Origin of the sequence: Streptomyces sp. HP-A2021, from assembly GCF_022807935.1 — a bacterium.
In the GTDB taxonomy this organism is placed as follows: Bacteria; Actinomycetota; Actinomycetes; order Streptomycetales; family Streptomycetaceae; genus Streptomyces; species Streptomyces afghaniensis.
Map to the genome: position 1 here is coordinate 9,327,410 of NZ_CP094344.1, position 19,401 is coordinate 9,346,810.

General features: G+C 68.7%; 15 protein-coding genes and 2 pseudogenes. 3 read left to right on the forward strand and 14 right to left on the reverse strand.

Going from position 1 to position 19,401, the window contains the following annotated elements; all coding sequences use genetic code 11:
- Positions 1-16 precede the first annotated feature (16 nt).
- From yicI to MQE23_RS42015, 7 genes are all read right to left on the reverse strand, one after another.
- Complete coding sequence (gene yicI, locus MQE23_RS41985) at positions 17-2,362, reverse strand: alpha-xylosidase (protein ID WP_243382046.1); 2,346 nt, start codon at positions 2,360-2,362, stop codon at positions 17-19.
- Positions 2,359-3,783, reverse strand: coding sequence for a GH1 family beta-glucosidase (locus tag MQE23_RS41990; RefSeq protein WP_243382048.1), 1,425 nt, complete (start codon positions 3,781-3,783; stop codon positions 2,359-2,361). The genes yicI and MQE23_RS41990 overlap by 4 nt, the downstream gene beginning before the upstream one ends.
- Before the next feature lie 13 nt (positions 3,784-3,796).
- Positions 3,797-4,624 (reverse strand): carbohydrate ABC transporter permease, encoded by an 828-nt coding sequence (locus MQE23_RS41995; protein WP_243382050.1) that lies wholly within the window; start codon positions 4,622-4,624, stop codon positions 3,797-3,799.
- A gap of 18 nt (positions 4,625-4,642) precedes the next feature.
- A complete protein-coding gene (locus MQE23_RS42000) occupies positions 4,643-5,602 on the reverse strand; it encodes a sugar ABC transporter permease (RefSeq protein WP_020272765.1) in 960 nt (319 codons plus the stop codon).
- Positions 5,603-5,612: 10 nt separating this feature from the next.
- The gene (locus tag MQE23_RS42005) at positions 5,613-6,866 is read right to left on the reverse strand and encodes a sugar ABC transporter substrate-binding protein (protein ID WP_243382052.1); all 1,254 of its coding nucleotides are present in this window, start codon (positions 6,864-6,866) and stop codon (positions 5,613-5,615) included.
- 89 nt (positions 6,867-6,955) lie between these two features.
- Positions 6,956-8,017: a LacI family DNA-binding transcriptional regulator gene (locus MQE23_RS42010; protein WP_243382054.1), complete on the reverse strand. Its 1,062-nt coding sequence runs from the start codon at positions 8,015-8,017 to the stop codon at positions 6,956-6,958.
- Between the two features lie 126 nt (positions 8,018-8,143).
- Entirely contained in the window at positions 8,144-8,779 is a 636-nt protein-coding gene (locus MQE23_RS42015) for a hypothetical protein (RefSeq protein WP_243382056.1), read from the reverse strand.
- A gap of 281 nt (positions 8,780-9,060) precedes the next feature.
- Here MQE23_RS42015 and MQE23_RS42020 point away from each other — a divergent pair, with 281 nt between their 5' ends.
- The gene (locus tag MQE23_RS42020) at positions 9,061-9,513 is read left to right on the forward strand and encodes a class I SAM-dependent methyltransferase (protein ID WP_243382057.1); all 453 of its coding nucleotides are present in this window, start codon (positions 9,061-9,063) and stop codon (positions 9,511-9,513) included.
- Between the two features lie 784 nt (positions 9,514-10,297).
- On the opposite strand, the gene MQE23_RS42025 is transcribed toward MQE23_RS42020, so the two are convergent.
- A complete protein-coding gene (locus MQE23_RS42025) occupies positions 10,298-10,546 on the reverse strand; it encodes a hypothetical protein (RefSeq protein WP_128092558.1) in 249 nt (82 codons plus the stop codon).
- Between the two features lie 345 nt (positions 10,547-10,891).
- On the opposite strand from MQE23_RS42025, the pseudogene MQE23_RS42030 reads away from it, so the two are divergent.
- A pseudogene (locus MQE23_RS42030) lies at positions 10,892-11,263 on the forward strand (C40 family peptidase); the annotation flags it as partial.
- Here MQE23_RS42030 and MQE23_RS42035 read toward each other — a convergent pair.
- The 5 genes and pseudogenes from MQE23_RS42035 to MQE23_RS42055 all read right to left on the reverse strand — a co-directional run.
- Positions 11,238-11,483: pseudogene (locus MQE23_RS42035) on the reverse strand (aldehyde dehydrogenase family protein); the annotation flags it as partial. The pseudogenes MQE23_RS42030 and MQE23_RS42035 sit on opposite strands and share 26 nt — an antisense overlap.
- A gap of 299 nt (positions 11,484-11,782) precedes the next feature.
- Positions 11,783-12,463, reverse strand: coding sequence for a haloacid dehalogenase type II (locus MQE23_RS42040; RefSeq protein ID WP_243382058.1), 681 nt, complete (start codon positions 12,461-12,463; stop codon positions 11,783-11,785).
- A gap of 51 nt (positions 12,464-12,514) precedes the next feature.
- Positions 12,515-13,510 carry a phosphotransferase gene (locus MQE23_RS42045; protein ID WP_243382941.1) on the reverse strand — a complete coding sequence of 332 codons (996 nt, stop codon included), beginning with the start codon at positions 13,508-13,510 and terminating at the stop codon, positions 12,515-12,517.
- Between the two features lie 107 nt (positions 13,511-13,617).
- Positions 13,618-14,967, reverse strand: coding sequence for an aspartate aminotransferase family protein (locus tag MQE23_RS42050; RefSeq protein WP_243382060.1), 1,350 nt, complete (start codon positions 14,965-14,967; stop codon positions 13,618-13,620).
- Positions 14,968-15,773: 806 nt separating this feature from the next.
- Positions 15,774-17,051, reverse strand: a complete 1,278-nt coding sequence (locus tag MQE23_RS42055) for an FAD-binding oxidoreductase (protein WP_243382062.1) — start codon at positions 17,049-17,051, stop codon at positions 15,774-15,776.
- A gap of 474 nt (positions 17,052-17,525) precedes the next feature.
- Between MQE23_RS42055 and MQE23_RS42060 the strand changes: the two genes are divergently transcribed.
- Entirely contained in the window at positions 17,526-18,692 is a 1,167-nt protein-coding gene (locus MQE23_RS42060) for an ROK family transcriptional regulator (RefSeq protein ID WP_243382063.1), read from the forward strand.
- 59 nt (positions 18,693-18,751) lie between these two features.
- Here MQE23_RS42060 and MQE23_RS42065 read toward each other — a convergent pair whose 3' ends face one another.
- On the reverse strand, positions 18,752-19,327 hold the full coding sequence (locus MQE23_RS42065; RefSeq protein ID WP_037669329.1) for a CGNR zinc finger domain-containing protein: 576 nt from the start codon (positions 19,325-19,327) through the stop codon (positions 18,752-18,754).
- Positions 19,328-19,401: the final 74 nt, after the last annotated feature.

The window sequence follows — 19,401 nt, forward strand, 5'->3', positions numbered from 1 at the left end:
CCCGCTGAGAGCGGCGTCAGCCGCCGGCGAGTCGTGCCGTGAGGTGGGCCGTGCCCGCGGATACGGCGAGAAGAGTGCCGAGCGCCGTCCGCTCGGCCGACGCCGACGATCCGGCGTCGCCTGGTTCCGCCTGCGCTCCGACCAGCAGCACCTGCCACGGTCCGGGTGCCCCCTCCGCGTCAACCGTGACCGTGTCGCCGTGGCGAGTCGTCCGGAAGACGGCCGCCGAGCCGTCCCGGACGCCCGGGGCCGGGATCCGTGTCACGACCGTCGCACCGTCGACGGGCGCGTGGACCCGCAGTGTCACCCCGTGCGCCCAGTCGTACTCCGCCGCGTCGTCGCTCGAGCCGTAGGGGATGACCGAGCCGGGCCGGGCGAGCAGGGGCAGGCTGTCGTAGCCGTACCGCTCGCGCCGCCAGCCCGACCCCTGGACCTGTTCGCCCGACAGCAGATGCGTCCAGGTGCCGTCGGGGACGTAGTAGTCGACGAAGCCGTCGGCCGAGAACACGGGGGCGACGAGCAGGTCCTCGCCGAGCATGTACTGCCGGTCGAGGGTGTGGCAGGCCGGGTCGTCGGGGAACTCCAGGACCATCGCCCGCATCATCGGCGTGCCGCGCTCGGCGGCCTGCTGTGCCGCACGGAACAGATAGGGCATGAGCCGGTGCTTGAGGCGCGTGAAGTCGCGGGTGACCGCGACCGCCTCCTCGTCGTAGTCCCACGGCACCCGGTACGACTTGCTGCCGTGCAGCCGGCTGTGCGACGACAACAGCCCGAACTGCACCCACCGTTTGAACACCTCGGGCGTCGGCGTCCCCTCGAAGCCGCCGATGTCATGGCTCCAGAAGCCGAACCCGGACAGGCCGAGCGACAACCCGCCGCGCAGCGACTCGGCCATCGCGCCGAAGTGCGACTCGCAGTCGCCGCCCCAGTGCACCGGGAACTGCTGTCCGCCCGCCGTCGCCGACCGGGCGAAGAGCACGGCCTCACCGGCGCCCCGGGCCTCGCTCAGCACCTCGAAGACCGTCTCGTTGTAGAGCTGTGTGTAGTAGTTGTGCATGCGCTCAGGGCCGGAGCCGTCGTGCCAGACCACATCGGTCGGGATCCGCTCGCCGAAGTCGGTCTTGAAGCAGTCGACGCCCTGCGCGGTGAGCGTGCGCAGCTTGCTCGCGTACCACTCCCGCGCGTCCGGATCGGTGAAGTCGACCAGGGCCATACCGGCCTGCCACAGGTCCCACTGCCACACGTCGCCGTCGGCCTTGCGGACCAGATAGCCGTGCCGCTTGGCCTCCGCGAACAGCGCGGACTTCTGTGCGATGTACGGGTTGATCCACACCGACACGCGCAGGCCGTGCTCCTCCTTCAGCCGGCGCAGCATGCCCTCCGGGTCCGGGAAGACCTCCGGATCCCAGGTGAAGTCGCACCACTGGTACTCGCGCATCCAGAAGCAGTCGAAGTGGAAGACGCCCAGCGGGATGTCGCGCTCGGCCATCCCGCGCACGAACCGGTTCACCGTCTCCTCGTCGTACGAGGTCGTGAACGACGTCGACAGCCACAGCCCGAACGACCAGGCAGGCGGCAGCGCCGGGCGGCCGGTCAGCGCCGTGTAGCGGTCCAGGACGTCCTTGGGCGTCGGACCGTACAGCACGAAGTACTCCAGCGACTGGTCCTCGACGCTGAACTGCACCTGCCCGACGGCCTCCGAGTCGACCTCGTAGCTCACCTTGCCGGGATGGTTGACGAAGACGCCGTAGCCGCGGTCGGTGAGGTGGAAGGGGACGTTCTTGTACGCCTGCTCGCTCGCGGTGCCGCCGTCGGCCTGCCAGATGTCCACGCTCTGGCCGTTCTTCACGAACGGCGTGAACCGTTCACCGAGCCCGTACACCAACTCGCCGACATTGAGCGTCAGTTGCGCCAGCGAGTAGTGGCTGCCGTCGCCCAGGACCGCGAAGCCGGTGCCGCGTGCCTTCGCCGAGGTGAGGACGCGCCCGTTCGCGGTGAAGTCCAGCCGCCACGGGGCCGCGGTGTCCACGCGCAGGGACAGCTCCCCGGCCGTGAGTTCCAGCAGCGAGCCCTCCCGGGTGACCCTTGCCGTGTGGCCGGGTTCGGTGTGCAGGGCGAACTCCGGGCCGCGCTCGGCAGCGCCCGCGTGGTGGGTCGAACGGATGCCGATCACGCCCTCGGCAGGGGACCAGCACTCGACGGTCAGCAGCGGGCTGTTGAGGGTCTGGCCGCGGCGCGTGACGTGGCGCACGGGCGCGTAGAGCGTGAACCGGTCCTCGTCGACGCGGACGTCGGCGACCTCCGCGGCGTACGACGCCCGGACGCCTTCGCGCATCATCCAGTAGCCGTCGGTGAACTTCATCGAGGGTCCTCACCAGGGGTGGTACGGGCGCGGTGGGCGGCGATCAGCCGCTGGTACCAGCGGTAGCTGTCCTTGGGTGTGCGTACTTGCGTGTCGTAGTCGACCCGGACGATGCCGAAGCGCTGGCCGTAGCCGCGGGCCCACTCGAAGTTGTCCAGCAGCGACCACACGTAATAGCCGCGCACATCGACGCCCGCGCGCAGGGCGGTGGCGAGCGCCTCCAGATGGCTGCGGAGGTAGTCGACCCGCTCCACGTCGCGGACCCGGCCGTCGGCGTCGCGGGTGTCCGCCTCCGCCGAGCCGTTCTCGGTGATCAGGAGCGGCGGCAGCGCGGGATAGCGCTCGGCCAAATCCACCAGCAGGTCCGTGAAGGTGTGCGGGACGACGGGCCAGCCCATGGTGGTGTGGCGGACATCGTCGCGCCAGGTCTCCTCGGCCCGGACGTCGACCGCGGTGCGGGTGGCCGGGTCCGCGTCGCGGTACGGGGCGTCGGAGACGGTGATCGGCCGGTAGTAGTTGATGCCGACGAAGTCGAGCGGTACTCCGATGAGACCGAGGTCGCCGTCGAGGCGGTACGAGCCGTCGCCGGAGGGCAGCAACTCACCCCAGGTCTCGGCTTCGTGCTCCGGGTAGCGCCCGGCGAACAGCGGCTCGAACCACACGTCGTTGTGGAGCGTCCCGACGCGGCGTACGGCGGCCATGTCGGCGGGGGAGTCCGTGGCCGGCAGCAGCCGGTCGGGGTTGAGCGTGATCCCGACCTCCCGTGTCCCCGCCGCGCGCAGCGCGCGCACGGCCAGCCCGTGGCCGACGAGCAGATGGTGTGCTGCGGCCAGCGCTCCGCGTCCCTCGCGGGCGCCCGGGGCGTGGGCGCCCGCCGCGTAGCCGACGAAGGCGCTGCAGAAGGGCTCGTTGAGCGTGATCCAGCGGTCCACCCGGTCACCGAGCCGGGCGGCGACCACCCCGGCGTACTCGGCGAACCGCTCCGCCGTCTCGCGTACCCGCCAGCCGCCCCGGTCCTCCAGGGCCTGGGGCAGGTCCCAGTGGTAGAGGGTGGCGGCGGGGGAGATGCCGGAGGCCAGCAACTCGTCGACGAGCCGGTCGTAGAAGTCGAGCCCCGCCGAGTTGGCGGGGCCGGAGCCGGCCGGCTGGATACGCGGCCAGGCGATGGAGAAGCGGTAGCTGTCCACGCCCAGCTCGCGCAGCAGCGCGATGTCCTCGCGGTAGCGGTGGTAGTGGTCGCAGGCGACGTCACCGGTGGCGCCGTCCGCGACGCGCCCGGGCTCACGGCAGAAGGTGTCCCAGATGGACGGTCCCCGGCCGTCCTGGTCGTACGCGCCCTCGATCTGGTAACTGGCCGTGGCAGCACCGAAGAAGAAGCCGGCGGGGAACTCGGGGAACTCGACGGACTCGGAGACACTCACTGAAGGCACCTGCCTACTTGGCCGACCCACCGGTGATCCCGGCAGCGATGTACTTCTGGGCGACGACGAGCAGGATCGCGGCCGGTACGGCGGAGAGCACCGCGGTCGCCATGACCGCGCCCCAGTCGCTGACATGTGCGCCGACGAACTGGTAGATGCCGAGCGTGATGGGCTTGACGTCGTCCGTGGTGTTGAGGGTGAGCGCGAACATGAAGTCCGACCAGGCGAAGAGGAAGGTGAAGAGTCCCGCCGTGATCAGGGCGTTGCGGCTCATGGGCAGCACGATCCGCACGAACGCGGTGAAGCGGTTCGCACCGTCCACCATCGCGGCCTCGACGACCTCGCTGGGAATCGACACCATGAACGCCCGCAGCAGCACGACCGCGAACGGCAGACCGAGCGAGGCGTCCGCCAGGATCAGCCCCAGGTAGGAGTTGACGAGGTCGAGCTGGGCGTAGGCGCTGTAGAGGGCGTTGGCGATGACGATGCCCGGAACCATCTGCGTGATGAGCGTCGCGAAGACGATGCCCTGCCCGCCGCGGAGTCCGAACTGGGCGAGACCGTACGCGGCGGGCGCGGCGAGCGCGAGACAGACGACGACGGCGCCGAGCGCGACGACGAAGCTGGTGAGCAGCGAGCCGCCCTGGGTGCTGATCGCCGTGTCGAAGTTCTTGAGGGACGGTGATACGGGGAACCACTCGGTGGCGGCGATGCTCGACTCGGGCTGGAGGGCGGTGTTGAGCATCCAGTACACGGGGAAGAGCAGCACGGCGAGGATCAGCAGCGCGGCGGCGGTGTTCCACACCGAACGAACGCGCAGCAGGCTCGCAGGTCGTTTCATCGGTCGGTTCATCACCGGTCACTTCCCCTTGCCGAAGTCGGCGCGGTTGGCCCGCAGGTACAGCACGGCGAAGACCGCGCTGATGAGGATCAGGACGTTGCCCACCACGGCGCCCTGGCCGAAGTCGAGCTGAAGGAAGGAGAGCTGGTACGTGACCGTGCCCAGGGTCTGTGTGGAGTCCGCGGGGCCGCCCGAGGTCAGCGCCAGGATCAGGTCGAGGATCTTCACCGTCGACATGAAGCCCAGCACGAGCACGACGGTGATCACCGGGCGCAGCATCGGCAGCGTGATGCTGCGGAACGTCCGCCATGGGCCGGAGCCGTCGAGCGACGCGGCCTCGTACAGGTCGCGCGGGATCTCCTGGAGACCGCCGTAAAGGATGACCATGTTGAACGGGATGCCGATCCAGATGTTGACCAGGACCGCCGACAGCAGGGCCACGCCGGGGCTGCTCAGCCACGGCACGCCGTCCTGCGGGGCCAGGCCGACCGCGTGGAGGGCGGTGTTCAGCATGCCGTGGTCCTGGTCGAGGATGCGCCGCCAGACGACGGCGGAGACGACCATGGGCACGAGCCACGGCAGCAGCAGGACGGCGCGCACGAAGCCGGAGAGCCGGAAGCGTCGGGAGAAGAAGACGGCGAGGGCCAGGCCGAGGGTGAACTGGCCGAGCAGCGAGCCGACGGTGAACAGGGCCGTGTGCCACAGGGCGTCGGTGAACAGCTCGTCGGCGAAGACGGCCCGCCAGTTGTCGAGGCCGTTGAACGGTGCCTCGCCGGTGAAGTACGTCTTCGGCGTGTAGTGCTGGAAGCTCATCACGATGTTGCGGACGAGCGGGTAGCCGAAGAAGAGCGCCATGTAGGCGAGCGCGGGAGCGACGAAGAGCCAGCGCAGCAGCCCGCGGCGCAGCGGAGCGCGGCCGGTTGCGGACTTCACAGGGGCGGCGCCGGCGGCGGGCGCCGGGGAGGTGATGGTGGTCATGGCCGGTTCCTCACTTCCCCGCCGAAGCCTGCTGCTGGGCCCGGCGCAGGGCCTGTTCCGGACTGGTCCGGCCCGTCAGCACGGACTGGAAGGCGCCCGCGAGCGCGTCGCCGACGACCGGCCAGCCGGTGCCGACCTTCGCCGTACGGGAGCGGGCGGTGGTGACGAGCTCGGCGAAGGCGGCGAGCTTCGGGTTCTGCTTCGCGTACGCCTGCGCGGCCGTGGCGCGGGTGGGCACGTTGTTGACCGACACGCCCCATTGCAGCTGGTTCTTCTCGGAGTTGAGGCAGTTCAGGACCTTGCCGGCGTTCTTCTCGCGGGCCGGGTCCTCGTCGTTCTTCGGTACGGCCATGACGGTGCCGCCGATGGGCGGCACCGCCGGCTTGCCCGCCTCGGGCACCGGAATGCTCGCGACCGCCCAGTCCACCTTCTTCTGGGCACTGAGGACCGGCACCTGCCACGGCCCGTTGATCATCATGGCGGCGCGGCCGGCGACGAACTGGTCGTTGACGTCCTGCTGGTTCCAGTTGACGACGGACCTGGAGGCGGAGCCGTCCGCGACCAGGTCCTTCCAGAGCTGGAGGGCGGCCTCGCCCTTGCCGTTGTCGATCTCGGCCTCGTCACCGCCCGCGGACCAGAAGAAGGGAAGGAACTGGTAGACGCCGTCCGCGTTCGGGCTCGCGCTGAAGGCCATGCCGTACGTGTCGCCCGCGGTCAGCTTCTTCGCGGCGGCCCGCAGCTCCTTCCAGGTGGTGGGCACGGCGATACCCGCGTCCTCGAGGAGCTTGGTGTTGTAGATCAGCGCGAGGGAGTTGACGGAACGGGCGATGCCGTACTGAGTGCCGTCGTATGAGCCCAGGGACTTCGCGCTCGCGGAGAGGCCGGAGGTGTCGACCCCGACCTCGTCGAGCGGCCGCAGGCCCTCGGTCTGCGCGAACTGGGGCAGCTCCGAGCCGTCGAGCTCCAGGATGTCGGTGAGCGAGTCGGACGACGCCATCCGCAGCGCCTTGGAGGCGATCTGGTCGGCGGGCACACTGACCTGCTCGACCTTCAGGCCGAGCGGCTTGCCGCAGCGGTCGAAGAACCGCTGGTTGGCGGTGTGTTCGGCGGTGTCGGTCGCCGAGTTGAGCACGGTGACGGTGCCGGGGTCGGGCTGCGCAGCACAGCCGGTCAGCCCCGGCGCGACGATGACACAGGCAAGGGTGACGGCCAGCGCGGGAACGCGTCCGCGTCTTGTTCCGATGCGTCCTGCTGAGAACGGCAAGGCTGGTCCTCCGTAACATGTGCGGCTCTGGACATGCGGTGTCCGGCGATGGGGCGTCGCCGGCCGTGCCGTACGGGCGGTCCGAGTGCTCAGCCGGGCGACGGCGGGGCGATGACGGGCCCGGCCATCCGCGGCTGGATCAGGTGGTGCGGAGCGCCGGAGGGCATGCTCGAGACAGGTGCCGCGAAGGGCTCCCGCGAAGTCGATGACCGGTCGTCGCGGCCGGAGCCGATCGCGTCGATGGCGAGCCGGGCCACGGCCGTGGACATCTCCGCGACGGGCAGATCGATCCGCGGCAGATGCCGGATGCCCATCTCGTCCGGGAGGCTGCCGACGAGCACGACGGTCAGATCGTGGGGGACCCGCAACCCGGCCGCCGCCACCGCATCCAGCAGGCGGGGGAGGAGAATCAGGTGCTGGACGACCAGCGCGGTCGGGACGGGCCGCGCGGTCAGCGCCTCACTCAGCCGCCCCGTGAGGACGTCCGGGTCGCGGTGGGAGGGGATCACGCGGACGTCGGCCCCGGTCTCGACGGTCGCTCGCCGGGCGCCGTCGAGGCCGTGCAGGGCATAGCCGCGGCGTGCGGCGACCTCGTGCTCGGCCGACGAGAGGAAGAGGATCCGCCGGTGGCCGGCCGCGGCGGTCTCGCGCACGGCGAGGGCGACGGCGGCCTCCCAGTCGAGGTCGGTCCAGGGCAGCGCCGCGTGATCGTCATGACCGAGCAGCGCCCCGGGGAAGCCCAGTTCGCGCAGGACCTCGACACGGGGGTCGCGGTCCTCGACCGCCATCAGCACCGCGGCGTCCGCGAGCCTGCTGCGGGCCACCCGGCGCAGCCCACCGACGCCGTCGCCGTCCGTCATCAGCAGCACGTCGTACCCGTGCACACGGGCGGCGTCGGTGACGTCGATCGCGAATCGCCCGTCGATCGCCCGGTACGCCCCGGGCACGCGCGGCGCGGCCAGCGCGAGCACCCGGGTCCGCGCGCTGCGCAGCGTACGGGCACTCGCGCGCGGATGGTATCCGAGCTCGTCGATCGCGGCCTGCACCGCGCGCCGGGTGTCCTCGGAGATCTTGCGCGACCCGCTCAGAACGTACGACACGGTGCTCGGCGCGACGCCTGCGCGCTCGGCGACGTCCTTGATCGTGGTCATCCCCACCTCCACCCGGGCCCGTCTTGGGCCCCGTTGGGCTCGGTCGAACCAATCGAATCGATTCGACAAACGGGGTGACCTTAAGCACGGCGGGTCGGGAAGGGCAATACCTTGTGCCTCCTGCCGTCAGCTCTCGGTGGGTTCGGGCTGTGCCTCAGCTTCGGGCGCAGCCGTCGGCTTCGGCCCAGGCGCGCTGTAGAAGACGGACCTTCCCTGCTTGGTGCGCTCGGCCTTGCTCTTGGCCACCAGCCCCTCGAGGGTGACGCGCACGACCTTCGTCGCGATGTCGCGATCGGGGTGAGCCTGGCCGAGCGCTGTGGAGATTTCCGCAGCGGAACGCGGTTCCGTCTGCTCGGCGAGGTGGCGCCGAATGAGCTCGACCAGGGTGGGCTCGGCGGTCTTTGTGGTGTCCGCCGTCTTGGCCTTCGGCTTCCGGGCTGTTTTCTTCGCCGGCGCGGCAGGTGACTTGTGCGCCTTCTGCTTCCCGCCGGCCGCAGTGCCGACCTTGTTCCGTCGTGGGGAGGGCACCGACGCACTCTTGGGCTCGGCTGCAGACCCGGTCGGCGCCTGTGTGATGCCGAGTGCCTGCTGCATGCTCACCAGCACGCCGTGGTCATGTTGCAGAGCGGCAAGCTGCTCCTGAAGGGAGGCGATTTCCGCACCGATGCGTTCCTGCTCCTTGAGGTTTGCCTCAAGGTCGCCTGTCACCTGGGCGATGTACTGCGATGCGAGTTCAGTGGCGGGAGCCGTTGTCTCGGGCATGGTGTTGAACCTTTCCTGGCATGTGGGGACGCCGCATGCGCCGCAAGATGCCTTGGTGAGAGATGGTACGGACAAGAGGAGCCGGTTGTTCCCAGTCAGTAATGTTCTTTTGCCCGGCTCAGGCCTCAGGGCCGCGATGGTCAGGGTCGCTGCCGTGGCCATCAGCTTTGCTGCTGGTCGATCTCAAGTTGTACCCACGGTGTTGGTCGTCAGCAGCAGATGCGACCGGGGCACTGTCCCGGCGCCATCCCGGTGTCGGACCGTCGCCTTATGTTGTCCCGATGACTCGTGATGTGTTCGACCACCGGGTGATTCAGGCCGCAGCCGCCGATGTCCGGCTGGCGAGAATCCAGGTCGACTACGCCCACCAGGGCCCTCTCGCCGACGTGGTCACCACGAAGTCGGCCCTGCACCAGCTCCCGGACTTCTGGAAGCAGCAGGCACTGCTCAACGCAGCAGGGATGCTCCGTCCCGGCGGGTCCTTCTACCTGTGGGACGTGATCTTCAGTTTCGAGCCCTCCAGCGCAGAGGCACATCTGCAGCAGTGGATCGATACAGCGGGCCGCCCGGCCAACGAGGGTTTCACCAGGGCCGACTTCGAAGCCCATGTCCGGGAGGAGTTCTCCACCTACACCTGGATCGTCGAGGGCATGCTGCAGCGAGCCGGGTTCGACGTCGTCTCCCGCGCCTTTCCCCGTCCCACTCATGCAGAGTTCTGCTGTCGCCGCCGGTAGCCGCCCAGACCACGCCTCGTTCCGCCCGCCGTGGCCACCACCTTTCTTGACGCTCACTCAGTCACCCGCGATGTCCCAATGCGGTCCAAGTTCTGCACCTGTGAGGTGGATTGTCTGCGGGGTGCGAATGCGAGGTGAAGATCACAGAAGCATATAGGACGTTTCGGTCTTCGATCTTCACGGAAGGCTCACAAGTTGGCTAAGTTGACCACTGCGTGCACGACTTCTTCCGACAGGCAGGTGGTTTCGTGCACTCGGACGGAAGGAGCGCCCTTATCCATGGCGTCGGAACGAACCTCGCGCCCCGAAGCGACCGACTTCGCGGACAGGACCAACTCCCTTGCCCCGGCGGCTTTCACCGTCCAGGCCCGGCTCTCGCAGACTGCTGGATCCCGCGTTGGTGAGTGAGAGCGAGGAGCCGAGCCCTGACGAGGTTCGGCGGTTGATCGACAGCCTCTACGACCGGGCAGAGAGCGACACGGGTACCTTCAACGCGACCCGCGCCGCTGCGATCCCGCGCCAGCGGGGCGCGGCCGCCCGCAGCCGGTCCCAGGGGGACAGGGAGCCCGCGGTCGGAACCTTTGCCCGACAGTGGTTCGAGGCTGCCCGTGCCAAACTGGGCCCGACCGTGCCGGCGTCGCAGCCGGACAGGAGGTTGCCGGCCCGTCCCGACCGCGCGCCCCAGGCGGTACGACCCATGCGCCCGGCGGAACGTCCCGCGGAACCCCGCGCTCTCGAAGCGCCCCCGGCGCCCACCGGTGTTGCGTGGGAGCTGACCGGCGGATCAGCTCAGGCCCCGGCCACTGGACTTCTCCCGGAGCTCCCCGACCAGCGTGTCGCACCGGCTGCGGCAGGCGAGTCCCGTCGGGACGAGAGCGCCTGGCAGGCCGACGCGCAGCCGGCCCTCGGCGACCAGCCGGCGCGGCCGCTGTACGAGCCCGCACCAGCGCCCGCCCCGGAGTCCGGCCCACTGCCCGGCCCGCAGTCCGCCGCGGCGCTGCCCACCGTCCCGCACCCCAGCGTGGGTACTCACCATGCGGATCCTCCAACAGGCGGGATGGAGACGTACGGTGCCGATCCGGCGAGCGGCGCGACCGCACCGTACGCCACGGCTTTCTCAGCCGATCTCACCGCTTACTACACCTCCGGCCCACCGGCCGACGGCACCACCGCGACCTATGGTGCTGGTCTGCCGAGCATCTCTGCTCCTGCCCTGGCGGCCCCTCGTCCGGCGGTGCCCGCCGAGCCGGCCACCGCACCCGCCCCCGCTGCGCCGACCGCGGCTGCCGCCCCGGCGGAACTGGTTACCTTCACGGCACGCGAAACTCCCTCCACCGCCTTCTCACCCGGTGTCTACGGTGGATCATGGCTGCCGCAGGACGCCGGCCACAGCACCCAGGCCGAGCGAGTGGTCGCCTTCGCCCGAGCGCAGATCGGTCGGCCCTGCGTATGGGGCGCGGTCGGGCCGGGATCGTACGACGCCCCCGGTCTGACCCAGGCCGCGTGGAAGGCTGTCGGCGTCACGCTTCCCCGGACCATCCAGGACCAGTGGGGAGCGGGGGTGCAGGTCTCGCTCGCTGACGTCCAGGTCGGAGACCTGGTCTTCTTCCACGACGACCTCGGCCACGTCGGCATCTGGAGCGGCGACGGCATGATGATTCATGCCCCGGGCCCCGGAGCGCTCATCCGTGAGGAGTCGGTGTTCTTCGCCGGCCAGTCGGCGATCAAGGGCGCGGTCCGCCCGGCCTGACGTCCCCCACCGGCCGATTGCCGTCTGCCACGGGGACGGCTATGTACTTGTACTCGAGGAACTCGTTGATGCCGACGCGTCCGCCTTCGCGGCCGAGGCCGGACTGCTTGACGCCGCCGAAGGGGGCGGCGGGGCCGAAGACCTCGGTGTCGTTGATGGCGGCGTCGGGGGTGATGCCGGTGAGGACGGTGGGCGGGTAGAAGCAGCCGGGGCCTTCGGGCAGTTCTTGAGGTTCTGGGGCGAGGTCGGCAGCGTGGCCAGGACAGCTCGGGGCTGATGAGGGTGCCGCGCGAGACCGGGGAGAGAGGAGAGAACGCTGCCATGTGCAGCGGTGTTTCGCGCGCTATCAAACAGCGGCTATGACGCGACAGCGTATTTCCTGTCGCTTTGCTTGCCGCCGGAGCCCGCGGTGACTCTGTCACACAGGTGCGGAAGGCACCGGATTCTTGTCCCGCACGGCAAACACAAACCGCGGGAGAAACCGGGGTGTGTGCCGTGCGGGACGGGTGTTGTCTCGGGTCAGATGCCGAGCATGGTGTTGAGCTCGTCCAGGGACTTCACCGTCACGTAGTCGTAGCCGTGGGTCACGGGGTCGTAGCCGCGGTCCAGCAGGATGAGGTTGCGGAAGCCCATGTCGTGCATCGACATGTGGTCGTAGCGGGTGTGCGAGGCGACGTGCACGAAGTCCTCGGGGGAGGCGTCGAGCTGGTCGAGCATGTACTCGAACGCGGCGTAGCGGGGCTTGTAGTAGCCGGCCTGCTCCGCGGTGAAGACCGCGTGGAAGTCCGCCCCCAGGCGGGGCACGCTCTCCGCGAGGAAGGAGTCGTCGGCGTTGGAGAGGATCACGAGCTTGTAGTTCTCGCCCATCTTCTTCAGCGGCTCCACGACGTCCGGGTGGGGGCCCCAGCTGCGGACGCCGTCGGCGAACCGCTTGCCCGCGTCCGGTGCCGCCTTCACACCCCACTTGCGGCAGACCCGCTCGAAGGAGTCCTGCAGCACCTGCTCGTAGGGGTAGTACTTGCCGCGGACCTGGTCGTAGCGGTAGCCGCGGAACTCCCGGACGAACTGGTCCCAGTGCTCGGCGGGGATCTGGTCGCCGACGAGTTCATGCGTGATGGGCGTGATCGGGTACTCGATCAACGTGCCGTAGCAGTCGAACGAGACGTACTTCGGGCGGAACTGGAGCGAGGGAATGGGCATGAGGATGTTCCTGTCATGTCATGGGAAACTGCACATGTTCGGGACTGGCTTTCAGGAATGCCCGTGACGGGCTTCCCTGAGGTGCGCGACGACGTCGTCCAGGCTCACGGTCAAGGAACGCTCGATATTGATCCAGTCGTCCTTGGCGTGGCCGAGGAGGTACTCGCGCCGTTCGGGTGCGCGCTCCGCGCGCCAGTTCGTGATCAGCGCACGCAGTGTGAGCCGTGCCAACGCGGCAACCGGGAGCAGCGGAAGTTCCGAGGCCTGGATCGGCCGCTTTCGTTGGTAGCCGGCAGCGAAGGCGCAGGCGTCCCGCCAGGGATGATCCGGCGTCCTGCCGAGCAGGTTCGCCATGGGAACGGCGGGGTCGAAGATCACCGCGCTGCGCACGGTGTCGCCGAAGTCGATGACTCCGGTGACGAAGTGATCGCTCTTTGGGTCCACCACGATGTTGTAGGGGCTGAAGTCGCCGTGGAGCACTTGCGTTTCGAGATCGCCCAGCCTCGGGACGATGTTTTCGCCGAAGAGCCGGAAGATCGACCGGGCCAACTGGCGGTGCTCGGGGCTCGGCGTGTGGTCGACCAGTTCGGTCATCTGGTGGAAATGTTGGATGTCCCATGCCAGACCTCGTCGGTCCGCCGGGTGCGTGAACGGTCTGAGCGCCACGTCGATCAGCCCCAGCATCTCGCCCGCCTTGGCGAGCCGCTCCGCGTCCGGGTTCGCATCGGCCAGGACCTGGCCTTCGACGAAGTCGAACACCCGCAGGACTCGGGTCCTGCCGTCGTTCAGCCTGATCGTGACATGGTCGTCTCCGCCGGCGGTCAGCTTCACCCGCTGGACGGGCAGGTGCGCAGCGGTGGTTTCGAGGTAGCGCATCGCGGCGGTCTGGAGGGCGACAACGGCCTCCGTCTCGTCAGGTGGTGAGACCTTCACGAGGTAGGTGCTCGAGTCGGTGCCGAGTTGGAACGTGTCGTCCTTCTCGGTCGCCAGTCGCCCCAAGCGCCCGGTGAGGCGGTAGTGCTCCTCGAGGAGAATGCTCACCAGCATCACGTCGATGGGCTCGTGGGACGACGTCAGGCCGCTCTCCTCGAGGAGCCGCTGAGCATGGTTCGCAGCTGGTGAGGTGGTCACGGTCAGTCCCTTCGGCCGGCCTGTCACAGACGGTTTTTCGCGACCTCGGCGAAGGTCTCCAGGAATCGGGTCACATCGGCGGAGTCGAAGGCCAGCGGAGGGCGGATCTTCAGCGTGTTCGCCGACGTGCCCGTGCCGCTGATCAGGATGCGGCGATCGCGCATGTCGTTGATGACGTCTTCGGCAAGTGCGCGGTCGGGTTCGAGGGTCTCCCGGTCCTTGACGATCTCCACGCCGACGAAGAGACCGGCGCCGCGGACTTCGGCGACGTAGGGGGAGTCCTTGGTGATCTCCCGCAGTCCCGCGCGCAGAGCGTTGCCGTTCTCCAGGACGCGTTGCTGCACGTTCTCCTTCTCGAAGACGTCCAGCACCGCGGCGCCGGCGGCCACGGGGATGGAGCTGCCGCCGAAGGTGTTGAAGTAGCGGACGTTGCGTCCGAACTCCTCGCAGACCTCGGGGCGGAAGACCACACCCGAGATCGGCATTCCGTTACCCATCGGCTTGCCCATGGTGACGATGTCCGGCAGCACGCCGTGGCGGCTGAAGCCCCACATCGAGTCCCCGAGCCGGGCGAATCCCGACTGGACCTCGTCCGCGATGTAGACACCACCGGCCGCGTGCACCTCCTCCACCACGGCCTGCATGTAGCCGGGCGGGTCCGTGAAGATGCCGTCGCTGCTGTAGGCGCAGTCGGTGATCAGCGCCGCCAGGCGGTAGCCGTGGCGCTCGAGGTCGTCGATCGCGCCGCGCACCTGCTGCCGCATGTGCTCGTCGAGCGTGGAACCGGGCGCGGCAAGGCGCGGGTCCGGCGGATCGATGAGCCGGACGTTCGGGCCCAGTGGTGATCCCGCGCCGAGGGTCGGTGAGAAGCTCGCCACCTCCCGGGTGACGCCGTGGTAGGCCCAGCGGGTGACGATGATGCCCTCGCCGCCGGTGTGGAACCGCGCCACCCGCACGGCCAGGTCGTTCGCCTCGGAGCCACTGCACGCGATGCTCAGCCTGGACAGCTCCTCGGGGAACGTCGAGAGAAGCCGCTCCGCGTAGTCGACGAGTGCTTCCTGGACGTAGCGCGTGTTGGTGTTGACCGCCGTCATCTGGCGGGCGACGGCCTCGGCCACGTGGGGGTGGGCGTGACCGACGCAGGGGACGTTGTTGTAGGCGTCGAGGTAGTCGTTGCCGTCACGGTCGATCAGGTGGGCGCCGTGACCGGAGACGAACTCGACCGGCTCCCTGTAGATCAGTGTGTAGCCAGGGCCCAGCACCTCGTTCCGGCGCTGGATGGTCTCTCGGAGGTGTTCGGGGAGCTCGCTCAGTACCCCGGGGTCGAACCGGTTGGGGTAGTGGGCGATTGCCCGACTCAGCGTCGAAGTCATCGGCAGGCACACCTTCAGTCTGTTCCGGGTTGCTCGCTGTGTTGGCCGAAACCATACCATCATTTATTCCAGTTCCAATCTGAAACTAGAAACTTTTCTGAGGGGCTTGCAGGGGCACCTGCGGGCCGCTCCGCGTGCGCGGGAGGGCACGGGTGCCTGGGTGTCTGGGGCGGGTCCATCCATGCGCGAGAGGGGACGCAGGGGGAGGGGAGTGGGGCCGGCCCGAACTGCTTGACCCGCCGAGCGGGGCTGAGGGGCTGGAGCGAGGCCGGTGTTCAGGCTGTCTGCAGATGCTCGCTGACGCGCAGGCCGCAGTCCAGCCCCAGGGCGAAGACGCACGTAACTGATGAGACCCAAGGGCGTGTCGCTGGCGTGGCGCAGGACCTTGTCCTCGTCGTTGAAGGTACCGAAGATCGTTGGCGTCTCCAGGACGGTGACCAGCTGGTACTCGGCCACGGCCTCCAGGACGCGCCAGCCTTCACCCCGACCGGCTGGCCCGGGTGTGTCCTGGTTGATCGGCGGCGGGGCGAGGGGTTCCGTGAGGTGCTGGGCGGGCGCGGATGCTTCGGTCACGGGGGAGGTGGTCGATCCGGGCGGCTTCGCCCACCGCCCGCATCATGTGATGCGTCCAAGGAACGCGAGGGCATCACTGGCGTCCGCACCAGGAAGCCGGCGGAAAGCATCGAAGCAGGAGGCGTGCGGCTGCGCCAGGGCCCGGAGGCGGTTGCCGACCGGGCCCCCGATGAGACCAGCACGGGGGAGCTCCGCAGTGGTCCCCGCGGGTGCTCAGCGTCTCCACCCCATGCCTACTTGATGATGTCCAGGAACTTGTAGAAGGCGCCTGCGAAGGGCAGGAACCACGGCGGGCCGAAGTGGCCCGGAATCCGCTTCAAGGGCAGGTCGCTCCAGGGATTGGCAGCCGGAGTCCCGTTCATGTACGAGGCCATCTGCTTGCCCATGTGCGTCGCCATCTGGACGCCGTGGCCGGAGTAGCCGAGCGAGTAGAACAGCCCGTCGTGCTCGCCGGCGTGCACCATCCGGTCCATGCTCATGTCGACCAGGCCGCCCCAGCAGTGGTCGACGCGCGCGTTCGTGAGCTGCGGGAAGACCTCGGTCATCGCCTTGTGCAGGATGCGGCCGCTCTTCGCGTCCGACTGCGGGCCGGACATCGCGAACCGGGCGCGGCCGCCGAACAGCAACCGGTGGTCCGGGGTGATCCGGAAGTAGTTCAGCAGGTTCATGGACGTCGACGCCATCCGCCGGGTCGGCATGATCTGGTCGCAGACGTCCTTGCCCAGCGGTTCGGTCACGATGATGAAGCTGCCGACGGGCGCGATCCTGACCTGGAGCCAGCGGAACGGCCGGCCGGTGTAGCTGCTGGTCGCGACGAGCGCCTGATCGGCCCGGACGGTACCGCGCGCCGTGACCACCTCGTGCTTGGTGCCGCCCAGCCGCCGGACCTGCTCGACCGGAGCCTTCTCGTGAATCGTCACGCCGATCCGCGCGGCCGCCTCTGCGAGCCCCTTGGTGAACTTACCGACGTGCAGCCCCGCGCTCCTGGCCTCGACCAGTGCACCGTGGTAGCAGTCGGAACCGATCTCCGAGTGGAGCTCGCTCCTGGGTACCAGGTGGGTCTCGAGCCCGAGCCGGCCGGACATGATCTCGTGGGTCTTGCGCAGACCCTCGAAGTGAGCCGGCTTGGACGCCAGGTTCAGCTTGCCCGTGCGGGCGAAGTCGCAGTCGATGTTCTCTTCCTTGACGAGGGTTTCGATGGTGTCGACCGCGTCGTGATAGGCCAGCAGGTACGCCTTCGCGGTATCGAAGCCGTAACGGGAGACCGCGGAGCGGAAGCCGATCGACATGCCCGTGGTGGCCATGCCGCCGTTGCGGCCCGACGCGCCGAATCCGACCGTGTCCTTCTCGAAGACGTGCACGTTCGCGCCCTTCCGCGCCAGGTGCAGTGCCGCCGAAAGGCCGGTCAGGCCGGCCCCGATGACCGCCACGTCGACGTGTCCACCGATGTCGGTCCGGGAGCGGTCCGGACCCTGGGGAGCGGTGTCGAGCCAGTAGGGGGTGAACTTCATGTCGCTGCTCTCTCCTGCCATTGCTGTCAGCCGCTCTGGGGGTACGTGAGTCAGGCACGTCGGAAGGTGCTCGCTGCTGGGCTGGGACCTTAACAGTATTTGTTGCAGTTCCAGCCTGAAACTAATACTGGTATGCTCGCGGTATGCGGTCAAGCCGTCCCGAAGGAGGGGCGGCGACCCGGCGACGTCGAGGTCGTTCCGGCAGTCAGTTGGTCGTCGGCCCCGGCTTCCAGGCTTCGCCGCGACGTGGTGCTGCGCTCCTGGAGTGCTTCGGAAACCCTGCGGAGTGCATGACAGATGAGTCGAGAACCGTCCGGCGAGGCGGAAGACGCCGACACGGACCCCTTCGAGCGCGCCCAGGCGGGAACGACAGATCCGTCGAAACGACCACCTCTCACCGCGCCGAAACCCTTGGGCGTACCGCCCAAAGCGGTCCCTGCCCGGTCGGCGCACCGGGCTCGCTATGGTCATCACGTGACCAACCCGACCTCACGCGACTACAACAAGGCATCAGTCCTCGACGTGCTCCTCTCTCACGCGCCCTTGACGCGGAACAAGCTCATCGAGCTGACGGGCCTGAGCAAGGCCACCGTGTCCAGAGCTGTGGAGGAGCTCCGTGCCGACGGCTTCGTCGTCGACGGCGGGGTCGACGAGATCACCGGCCGCGGCCGCCGTTCCACCTATCTGGACCTGCCCCGCACGACCGGTCACGTCGCCGGTGTCAGCTTCGGCGCCCAGACCACCGGTGTGCTGGTGACCGACCTGAGGGGGCGTGAGATCCAGCACGTGACGGTGCCCACCGCCGATCACCAGGAGGTCGAGGAGGCCGCGCGATGGCTGGTCGACCTGATCGCGCAGGCCGCCCGGTCTGCGCAAGGTCCTCTGCGTCAGATCGTCGCCGCGGTGCCCGGCCGGGTCCGGGGTGGCACGGAGATCTTCGGCCCCGCGGAGTCGATGAAAATCTTCGCGGGATCAGGCCTCCATCAGGCCGTCGAGAACCTTGTCGAGGCCCCCGTGCTCCTCGACAGCGATGCCAACGCGTCCCTGCTCGGAATCCTCACCGACGACGCGACCATCAGGAACGCCGCGCTCTTCAGCGTCAGCACCATACTGAACTTCGCCAGCTGCACGGATCACGAGCTCGCCCGGGGAAGTACACCCGCGTTCGGCGACATCGGTGTGCTCTCCTGCGGAGTCGGCGACGAGAACCTCGACGAGCTGCTGAGCACCAGGGGTCTGCTCCGGTTCGCTCGCAAGCGGGGGCTCGACCTGGAGCGCGTCGAGGATCTCTGGCTGCAACCGCACACCGAAGCGCCGCACGCCGAGGTGCTGCAGGCGTTCACCACGGCGATCGTGACCGCTGTCAGTGTCGTCGCGGTGACGCTCGACCCGGAGTCGGTCTACTTCGTGGGCCGGCTGCGCCCGCTCGTCGACGTCGTCCTTCCTCAGGTGCGTGAGCGGCTCGGCCAGAGCCTTCCGGCGGTGCCGGAGATCAGGACGGGTCCGCATCGGATCGGCCTGTCGACGGCACAAGGAGCGGTCTACGCGTGCCTGACGATGGCTCAGGAACGGTTGAGGGAAGCCGTGCTCGGTGCGCGGCGCCAGAGTCAGGCCGCCGAGCAGGCAGCACCGGCCTTCTGAGCCCATCGGCAGGCGACACCCAGAATGATCGAGATCGAAAGCGGGCTGCTCGGCAACGATCAATCCGCTGATCTGGGGGTTTTGCGCTGGTTGGCGTTGAAGCGCGCTTTCTTCTGACGATTCCCGCACGTGTTCATGTCACACCACTTGCGCGTGCGACTCTGGCTGGTGTCGAAGAAGGCGGCTCGGCAGGTCGGCGATGCGCACAAGGCCAGTTTTCCGTCTCGATCGCCAGCGATGATGCTGATCGCGTCGGCGGCGATCACGCCGAGGGCATCTTCCACGCAGGAAGCCGAGCTGAGCCGCCATCGCCGCTCACCCTCGGGTGTCAGGATGGCCGCGGCCCGGCCCTGGGCGCTGCAGTCGTTGATGACCTGGACAGCTGACGCAGGGAGAGCGTCCTGGAGCGCGGCCGCTGTCGCGGCGGCGTGAATCGACTCCCTCAGTTCCCGAGCGAGGTCGAGCTGGGCAGGGGTGCAGGAGTCCACGGTGAGGCCGTTCACCGCCAGCCAGTCGATGAGTCGCTGCGGCACGGGAATGCGCTCCACGGCGTCGCCGTGACGCTCCGACAGAGTCCCCGTGAAGCTGGTCGCCAGCACGCTGCCGAGGCGGAAGTCAGGAAACCCAGAACGCATGGAACCACCTTAGCTGGTTGCAGGCCGACATGGAGGCCTGCTAGAACCGTCTTAGCCGGTTCGCGATAGTTCGC

Excerpts from the sequence above, each read along its gene's own strand:
- MQE23_RS42045 (WP_243382941.1), bottom strand. The coding sequence starts at position 13,510 with ATGCTGGTGAGCATTCTCCTCGAGGAGCACTACCGCCTCACCGGGCGC.
- MQE23_RS42040 (WP_243382058.1), bottom strand. The coding sequence starts at position 12,463 with ATGCCCATTCCCTCGCTCCAGTTCCGCCCGAAGTACGTCTCGTTCGAC.
- MQE23_RS42010 (WP_243382054.1), bottom strand. The coding sequence starts at position 8,017 with ATGACCACGATCAAGGACGTCGCCGAGCGCGCAGGCGTCGCGCCGAGC.
- MQE23_RS42065 (WP_037669329.1), bottom strand. The coding sequence starts at position 19,327 with ATGCGTTCTGGGTTTCCTGACTTCCGCCTCGGCAGCGTGCTGGCGACC.
- MQE23_RS42015 (WP_243382056.1), bottom strand. The coding sequence starts at position 8,779 with ATGCCCGAGACAACGGCTCCCGCCACTGAACTCGCATCGCAGTACATC.
- yicI (WP_243382046.1), bottom strand. The coding sequence starts at position 2,362 with ATGAAGTTCACCGACGGCTACTGGATGATGCGCGAAGGCGTCCGGGCG.
- MQE23_RS42050 (WP_243382060.1), bottom strand. The coding sequence starts at position 14,967 with ATGACTTCGACGCTGAGTCGGGCAATCGCCCACTACCCCAACCGGTTC.
- MQE23_RS41995 (WP_243382050.1), bottom strand. The coding sequence starts at position 4,624 with ATGAAACGACCTGCGAGCCTGCTGCGCGTTCGTTCGGTGTGGAACACC.
- MQE23_RS42055 (WP_243382062.1), bottom strand. The coding sequence starts at position 17,051 with ATGAAGTTCACCCCCTACTGGCTCGACACCGCTCCCCAGGGTCCGGAC.
- MQE23_RS42020 (WP_243382057.1), top strand. The coding sequence starts at position 9,061 with ATGACTCGTGATGTGTTCGACCACCGGGTGATTCAGGCCGCAGCCGCC.
- MQE23_RS42000 (WP_020272765.1), bottom strand. The coding sequence starts at position 5,602 with ATGACCACCATCACCTCCCCGGCGCCCGCCGCCGGCGCCGCCCCTGTG.